The organism is Vibrio sp. 10N.222.49.C9, from assembly GCF_041474985.1.
GTDB classification, from domain to species: Bacteria; Pseudomonadota; Gammaproteobacteria; order Enterobacterales; family Vibrionaceae; genus Vibrio; species Vibrio crassostreae_C.
Map to the genome: position 1 here is coordinate 1 of NZ_JBFRVD010001587.1, position 399 is coordinate 399.

Annotated in this window: 1 protein-coding gene; it reads left to right on the forward strand. The window is 41.6% G+C overall.

The genetic code is table 11. The annotated features are described in order from the left end of the window. Positions 1 to 31: 31 nt before the first annotated feature. A partial coding sequence (locus AB4585_RS29385) for a NusA N-terminal domain-containing protein (protein ID WP_372172358.1) occupies positions 32 to 399 on the forward strand: 368 nt, incomplete at its 3' end.

Below are 399 nucleotides of genomic sequence, written 5' to 3' on the forward strand. Positions count from 1 at the left end.
AGTTTTAAGTCTATTTAAAGAGGCTATAAGAATGAATAAAGAAATTCTAGCTGTAGTAGAAGCGGTTTCAAATGAGAAAGCCGTTCCTCGCGAGCGTATTTTTGAGGCGCTAGAAATCGCGCTTTCAACTGCGACAAAGAAAAAGTACGAGATGGAAATCGAAGTACGTGTTGAGATTGATCGCAAGAGCGGTAACTTCGAAACTTTCCGTCGCTGGGAAGTGGTTGCTGAAGTTGAAAATCCAACATTGGAAATGTCAATCGAAGCGGCACAGTTCGACGATGAAACACTGGGTTTAGGTGATTTTGTTGAAGACGAAATTGATTCGGTTAAATTTGACCGTATTACGGTGCAAACAGCGAAGCAAGTTATCGTACAAAAAGTACGTGAAGCAGAGCG